General features: G+C 39.5%; 7 protein-coding genes and 2 tRNA genes. All 9 read left to right on the top strand.

Annotated features, from left to right (window positions below):
- Positions 1 to 158 precede the first annotated feature (158 nt).
- The 9 genes from HMPREF2805_RS02630 to rpsA all read left to right on the top strand — a co-directional run bounded on the left by HMPREF2805_RS02630 (position 159) and on the right by rpsA (position 7,412).
- On the top strand, positions 159 to 1,181 hold the full coding sequence (locus HMPREF2805_RS02630; RefSeq protein WP_016465685.1) for a branched-chain amino acid aminotransferase: 1,023 nt from the start codon (positions 159 to 161) through the stop codon (positions 1,179 to 1,181).
- 21 nt (positions 1,182 to 1,202) lie between these two features.
- The gene (locus HMPREF2805_RS02625) at positions 1,203 to 3,170 is read left to right on the top strand and encodes a peptide ABC transporter substrate-binding protein (RefSeq protein WP_075231267.1); all 1,968 of its coding nucleotides are present in this window, start codon (positions 1,203 to 1,205) and stop codon (positions 3,168 to 3,170) included.
- A gap of 34 nt (positions 3,171 to 3,204) precedes the next feature.
- On the top strand, positions 3,205 to 3,894 hold the full coding sequence (locus HMPREF2805_RS02620) for a DUF969 domain-containing protein (protein ID WP_075231266.1): 690 nt from the start codon (positions 3,205 to 3,207) through the stop codon (positions 3,892 to 3,894).
- On the top strand, positions 3,891 to 4,814 hold the full coding sequence (locus tag HMPREF2805_RS02615; protein WP_075231265.1) for a DUF979 domain-containing protein: 924 nt from the start codon (positions 3,891 to 3,893) through the stop codon (positions 4,812 to 4,814). Before HMPREF2805_RS02620 ends, HMPREF2805_RS02615 begins: the two co-directional genes overlap by 4 nt.
- 13 nt (positions 4,815 to 4,827) lie before the next feature.
- Positions 4,828 to 5,472, top strand: coding sequence for a pyroglutamyl-peptidase I (gene pcp, locus HMPREF2805_RS02610; RefSeq protein WP_075231264.1), 645 nt, complete (start codon positions 4,828 to 4,830; stop codon positions 5,470 to 5,472).
- A 134-nt stretch (positions 5,473 to 5,606) separates the two neighbouring features.
- Complete coding sequence (locus HMPREF2805_RS02605; RefSeq protein WP_000037113.1) at positions 5,607 to 5,837, top strand: DUF2969 domain-containing protein; 231 nt, start codon at positions 5,607 to 5,609, stop codon at positions 5,835 to 5,837.
- A gap of 49 nt (positions 5,838 to 5,886) precedes the next feature.
- Positions 5,887 to 5,967: transfer RNA gene (locus tag HMPREF2805_RS02600), tRNA-Tyr, on the top strand.
- A gap of 9 nt (positions 5,968 to 5,976) precedes the next feature.
- Positions 5,977 to 6,048, top strand: a tRNA-Gln gene (locus HMPREF2805_RS02595).
- Positions 6,049 to 6,209: 161 nt separating this feature from the next.
- Complete coding sequence (gene rpsA, locus HMPREF2805_RS02590) at positions 6,210 to 7,412, top strand: 30S ribosomal protein S1 (RefSeq protein WP_075231263.1); 1,203 nt, start codon at positions 6,210 to 6,212, stop codon at positions 7,410 to 7,412.
- Positions 7,413 to 7,416: the final 4 nt, after the last annotated feature.

Here is a 7,416-nt window from a genome sequence, read left to right as displayed (position 1 = left end):
GATTTACCCACTACAAATATTATAGAGCCATTAAAAATCGGTCCTAGTGACTGATTTTTTATAAGTAAAATTTTCAGAAAATTACAAATAATACTTGAATTTTTAGGAGAATAGTGTAGAATAGAACACAAAGCCTGATTAGAATAAAGGAGATTGTCATGACAGTTACGATTGATTGGGAAAATCTCGGTTTTTCCTATATGAAACTACCTTATCGTTATATCGCTTATTTTAAAGATGGACAATGGACACAAGGGGAACTAACAGAAGATGCAACCTTGCATATTTCAGAATCATCTCCAAGCCTTCACTATGGACAACAAGCATTTGAAGGATTGAAAGCCTATCGTACAAAGGATGGCAGCGTACAACTCTTCCGTCCAGATGAAAATGCTAAACGTCTGCAACGTACCTGTGATCGTCTTTTGATGCCTCAAGTTCCAACAGAAATGTTTGTAGAGGCGTGTAAAGCAGTTGTTCGTGCCAATGAAGAATACGTACCGCCTTATGGGACAGGTGGAACCCTTTACCTCCGTCCACTCTTGATTGGTGTTGGAGATATCATTGGGGTAAAACCAGCTGAGGAGTATATTTTTACCATCTTTGCGATGCCAGTTGGAAATTACTTTAAGGGTGGATTGGTTCCAACAAACTTCTTGATTCAAGATGAGTATGACCGTGCTGCACCAAATGGAACAGGGGCTGCCAAGGTCGGTGGGAACTATGCAGCTAGTCTTTTGCCAGGAAAAATGGCTAAATCCCGTCATTTCTCAGATGTTATTTATCTTGACCCATCAACACACACTAAGATTGAAGAAGTCGGTTCAGCAAACTTCTTTGGGATTACAGCTGATAATGAGTTTGTAACGCCATTGAGCCCATCAATCTTGCCATCCATTACCAAGTACTCATTGCTTTACTTGGCAGAGCATCGTTTGGGCTTGAAACCTGTTGAGGGGGATGTACCAATTGATAGTCTGGATCGATTTGTAGAAGCAGGTGCCTGCGGTACTGCGGCAGTTATCTCACCTATTGGGGGAATCCAACACGGTGATGACTTCCATGTGTTCTACAGTGAAACAGAGGTTGGTCCAGTAACTCGTAAACTATACGATGAATTGACAGGTATCCAATTTGGTGATATTGAAGCACCAGAAGGTTGGATTGTAAAAGTAGATTAAAAAATATTAAAGGAGTTCTTTATGAAAACGAAAAAGTGGATGTTAACAGCAGGAGTGGTCCTGAGTACAGCAGTTCTTCTTGTAGCTTGTGGGAAAGCTGACAAGGAAGCAGATGCGCCTACAACTTTCTCTTATGTCTATGGAGTAGACCCATCATCTTTGGACTACAGTATCGCAACTCGTACTTCAACAACTGATATCATCGGTAACGTCGTTGATGGTTTGTTGGAAAACGATGAATATGGGAATTTGATTCCTTCCCTTGCTGAGGATTGGAGTGTCTCACAAGACGGTTTGACTTATACTTATAAACTTCGTAAAGGGGTTAAATGGTATACTTCAGAAGGTGAAGAATACGCTGAAGTTACTGCGCATGACTTTGTTACAGGGTTGAAACACGTAGCAGATGGCAAATCAGACGGTGTCACTCTTATTCAAAACTCAATCAAGGGCTTGAATGAATATATGACTGGTGAGACTAATGATTTCTCTACAGTCGGTGTTAAGGCAGTAGATGACTATACTGTTGAGTACACTCTAAATGCACCTGAAACTTTCTGGAATTCAAAAGTAACTTCAGCAACTATGTTACCAGTAAATGAAGAATTCCTCAAAGCATCAGGTAAGAATTACGGAACGGTCAGCCCAGCTGGTATTCTTTATAACGGTCCATATATCTTGAAGACATTGACTTCAAAATCTTTAATCGAATATGAAAAGAACCCAAATTATTGGGATAAAGAGAAGGTTAAAATCGAGAAAGTTAAATTAACTTACTATGATGGTTCAGACCAAGAATCCTTGATCCGTAGCTTCTCTTCAGGTGTTTACACAACAGCTCGCCTCTTCCCAAGTAGCTCAAACTTTGCCTCAACTTTGGAACAATACGGAGATAAAATTACTTACAGCCCACAGGATTCAACTAGTTACTACTTTACCTTTAACGTAAACCGTCAATCTTTCAATAAGACAGCGAAAACAAGTGAAGAACAGAAAACTTCTACAAAAGAAGCAATGTTGAACAAGGACTTCCGTCAAGCAATCAACTTTGCCTTCAACCGTCATTCTTATGCTGCCCAGCTCAATGGTGAAGATGGTGCGGATAAGATTATTCGTAATAGCTTAGTACCAGATAACTTTGTACAATCTGGTGGTAAAAACTTTGGTGATATCGCTCAAAAAGAATTGGTCAACTATGGAGACCAATGGAAAGGTGTTGAGCTCGTTGACGGAAAAGATACCATCTACAATCCTGACAAAGCCAAAGCTTCATTTGAAAAAGCTAAGAAAGAATTGGAAGCAAAAGGTGTAACCTTCCCAATTCACTTGGATGTCCCAGTTGAACAAACAGATACCATTGCCGTTCAACAAAGCAATTCCTTCAAACAATCAATCGAGTCAACTCTTGGTTCTGAAAATGTCGTGATCGATGTCCTTCAGATGACTGATAACGAGAAGGAAAGCATTACATCTCAAGCACGTGTTCCTGCTCAAAAAGACTATGACTTGAACAGTACTGGATGGGCTCCAAGCTACCAAGATCCAGCAAGTTATCTCAATATCATGGATCCTAAGACCGGTTCTGCTATGAAACACCTTGGTATTACGAAAGGAAAAGACAAGGAAGTAGTAGCTCAACTAGGTTTGGACGAATATAAGAAACTCTTGGATGATGCAGTTTCTGAGACAAATGACTTGGATAAGAGATATGAAAAATATGCTAAAGCGCAAGCATGGCTCACTGATAGTTCTCTCTTGATGCCAACAGCTTCATCAGGTGGTTCACCAGTTGTCAGCAATATTGTTCCTTTCTCTAAACCATACTCACAAGTTGGTATTAAGGGTGATCCATACATCTTCAAGGGAATGAAATTGCAAAAAGAGATTGTATCTGCTAAAGAATACCAAGCAGCTCTTGAAAAATGGCAAAAAGAAAAATTGGAATCAAACAATAAATACCAAAAAGAATTAGAAAGTCATGTCAAATAAAACAGACTAGTACTTTTGGAATAAAGGGGCCTATATGGAATGGATTAAACTAATAGGGATAGTTATCATTGTGATTGGTTTTATCTATAAATTAGATACCATTGCAACGGTAGTCTTAGCTAGTTTAGTTACCGCTCTAGTTTCTGGAGTTTCTCTTGTTGAGTTCTTGGAAATTTTGGGAAAAGAATTTAGTAATCAACGAGTTCTGACGATTTTTATGGTAACCTTGCCGCTGGTAGGTTTATCTGAAACTTTTGGCCTCAAGCAACGTTCGATTGACTTGATTCAAAAGATAAAGGGACTAACAGTTGGAAGTTTTTATACAGTGTATTTCTTTTTTCGGGAACTCGATGGTTTCTTTGCCATTCGTCTTGGAGGACATCCGCAGTTTGTAAGGCCTTTGGTTCAACCCATGGGACAAGCAGCAGCAGAGTCTCAATTAGGTAGAAAATTAACGGAGCAGGAGAGCGAAGCGCTAAAAGCGCGTGCAGCAGCAAATGATAATTTCGCAAATTTCTTTGCTCAAAACACTTTCGTTGGTGCAGGTGGTGTCCTCTTGATAGGGGGCACACTGGACCAATTAGGTTACGAAAGTAATTATGCAGGAATTGCTTCAGCTTCGCTTATAGTTGCAGGAATTGCCCTATTTATAGTTGGGATTTACAATTACCTGTTTGATAGAAAACTGCTAGTAAATAAGGTTAGTAAAGGGAAAGAAGAATGACCAATCTAGCAAGACAGTTATTAGAGTTGACCTATATTGTGATTGGTTGTCAATTCCTTCATACAGCTTATTGTAGCTATAAAGATAAAACAAACCCAGTTCGCTTTGGAACGGCTGGGTTTTGGGCTTTATTGGGCATCAGTTTTATCGGTGGTTCCTATCTACCTTCTGTCTGTATTGGAGTTATCGTAGTGCTATTAGCCCTGCTAACTCTCTTTAAACAGGTTCGTATCGGCACCTTACCGTCTCTGGATGAAGTCAAGGCAAATATTGAAGCTAAACGACTAAAGAATAGAATTTTTATTCCAGTCATGTTAATGGCTTTGATTGCTTTGGTATTAGCAAAAATGATCCCTGAGTTTAGTAAGATTGCTATCAGTCTTGCTGCATTTTTCGCAACCATCTCTCTTTTATTGATTACTAAGAGTTCTCCTAGAAGTTTGTTAGCAGAAAACAATCGCATGGTGCAACAAGTTTCAACCAGTGGGATTGTGCCTCAACTTTTAGGTGCTTTAGGGGCAATATTTACCGTAGCAGGAGTTGGAGACCTGATTTCTCACTGGATAAGCGGTCTAGTGCCTTCTGGCAGTCGTTTTATGGGTGTGGTAGCTTATGTCCTTGGGATGGTTCTATTTTCCATGATAATGGGAAATGCATTTGCTGCCTTTACTGTTATTACTGCTGGAATTGGTGTCCCCTTTGTATTTGCTTTGGGAGCTGATCCAATCATGGCTGCAGCTCTAGCAATGACGGCAGGTTGCTGTGGAACCTTATTAACTCCAATGGCGGCTAACTTTAATGCTTTACCGGCAGCTCTCCTGGATATGAAAGATCCAAATGGGGTTATCAAAGCGCAAGTAGGAGTAGCTGTTATCATGATTATCCTACATATATTTTTGATGTACTTTTTGGCATTTTAGCAAAGGAAATAAAATGAAAATATTAGTTACAGGTTTTGATCCTTTCGGTGGTGAAAAGGTCAATCCAGCTCTGGAAGCAGTTAAATCATTACCGTCTGTAATTCATGGAGCGGAGATACGCTGGGTAGAGATTCCAACAGTCTTTTATCAATCAGCAGAGGTTTTAGAAGCAGAAATTGTCCGTTATCAACCAGATGTGGTACTCTGCATCGGACAAGCAGGAGGTAGAGCGAGTTTAACTCCTGAACGAGTTGCCATCAATCAAGATGATGCAAGAATTCCAGATAACCAAGGGAATCAGCCGATTGACACTCCTATACGCCTGGACGGTCAAGCAGCCTATTTTAGCACACTACCTATTAAAGCAATGGTACAAGCCATAAAAGAGGAAGGGCTACCAGCTACAGTTTCCAATACAGCGGGAACCTTTGTTTGCAATCATCTGATGTATCAGGCTCTCTATTTAGCGGATAAAAAGTTTCCAAATATGAGAGCAGGCTTTATGCATATTCCCTATATGACAGAACAGGTGATCAATAAACCTAATACAGCATCTATGAATTTAACTGATATCGTCAGAGGTATCGAAGCTGCGATTGGTGCTATCGTAGAATATAAAGATAAGGACTTGAAAATAGTTGGTGGAGCGACCCATTAATTGACTAAAATTCAAGGAAAAAATTTCTCTAGACGATTCTAGGAACTCTTTACCAAGATTAGCTTGATAAAGAGTTTTTTCTTGCCAGTTTTTTAAATTTCTTGTACAATAGGAAGAGTGAAAAGAGGTATCGTATGAGTAAAAAAGATAAAAAAATTGAAATTCAAGTAGCAGATGCCAAAGTCAATGTAGGAAAAGACAGTTTTGAAGGTTATACATTGACTATCGGTAAAAAAGTTATCGGAGAAATTGCCGAATTAGATGGACAATTCGCAATCATAAAGAATGGAAATGTCGATAGTTTTTATAAAAAACTTGAAAAAGCTGTGGAAATTTTGATTGAAAACTATAATTTAGCAAAATAAAGCTTGTTTTTTGTAAATTTTCATGATATAATAGTTTTTGTTGAACATTGGAGAGATAGCGAAGAGGCTAAACGCGGCGGACTGTAAATCCGCTCCTTCGGGTTCGGGGGTTCGAATCCCTCTCTCTCCATTTCACTTTTGGGGTATAGCCAAGCGGTAAGGCAAGGGACTTTGACTCCCTCATGCGTTGGTTCGAATCCAGCTACCCCAGTTCTTAGGTAATAAATTCAAGATAAAAAGAAAAATATCTTAGGGTATTTTATTTTTATAATTGAAGGACGTGAACGATATAACATGTCTTTGCGGGTGCTTAGGAAAAAATTATAAGTATGTCAAGTTTAAGAAAAGCTTGATTGTTGGAGGATTTTTTAGATGAACGAATTTGAAGATTTGCTAAATAGCGTTAGCCAAGTTGAACCTGGTGATGTTGTTAGTGCTGAAGTATTGACAGTTGATGCTAATCAAGCTAACGTTGCAATCTCAGGAACTGGTGTTGAAGGTGTCTTGACTCTTCGCGAATTGACAAACGATCGCGATGCAGATATCAATGACTTTGTAAAAGTAGGTGAAGTATTGGATGTTCTTGTACTTCGTCAAGTGGTTGGTAAAGATACTGATACAGTAACATACCTTGTATCTAAAAAACGCCTTGAAGCTCGCAAAGCATGGGACAAACTTGTAGGGCGCGAAGAAGAAGTTGTTACAGTTAAAGGAACTCGCGCTGTTAAAGGTGGACTTTCAGTTGAATTTGAAGGCGTACGTGGATTTATCCCAGCTTCAATGTTGGACACTCGTTTTGTACGTAACACTGAGCGTTTTGTAGGTCAAGAGTTTGATGCTAAAATCAAAGAAGTTGATCCTAAAGAAAACCGCTTCATCCTTTCACGTCGTGAAGTTGTAGAAGCAGCAACTGCAGCAGCTCGTGCTGAAGTATTCGGTAAATTGGCTGTTGGTGATGTTGTAACTGGTAAAGTTGCACGTATCACAAGCTTCGGTGCTTTCATCGACCTTGGTGGTGTTGACGGATTGGTTCACTTGACTGAATTGTCACACGAACGTAACGTTTCACCAAAATCAGTTGTAACTGTTGGTGAAGAAGTTGAAGTGAAAATCCTTGATCTTAACGAAGAAGAAGGACGTGTATCACTTTCACTTAAAGCTACAACACCTGGACCATGGGATGGCGTTGAGCAAAAATTGGCTAAAGGTGATGTTGTAGAAGGTACAGTTAAACGTTTGACTGACTTCGGTGCATTTGTTGAAGTATTGCCAGGTATCGATGGACTTGTTCACGTATCACAAATTTCACACAAACGTATTGAAAATCCAAAAGAAGCTCTTAAAGTTGGTCAAGAAGTTACTGTTAAAGTTCTTGAAGTTAACGCTGATGCAGAACGCGTTTCACTTTCTATCAAAGCTCTTGAAGAACGTCCAGCTCAAGAAGAAGGACAAAAAGAAGAAAAACGTGCTCCACGTCCACGTCGTCCAAAACGTCAAGAAAAACGTGATTTTGAACTTCCTGAAACTCAAACAGGATTCTCAATGGCTGACTTGTTCGGAGACATCGAACTTTAATCCA

This window comes from Streptococcus sp. HMSC034E03, from assembly GCF_001811505.1.
Lineage (GTDB): Bacteria > Bacillota > Bacilli > Lactobacillales > Streptococcaceae > Streptococcus.
This window is presented reverse-complemented; position numbering and strand designations above follow the sequence as displayed.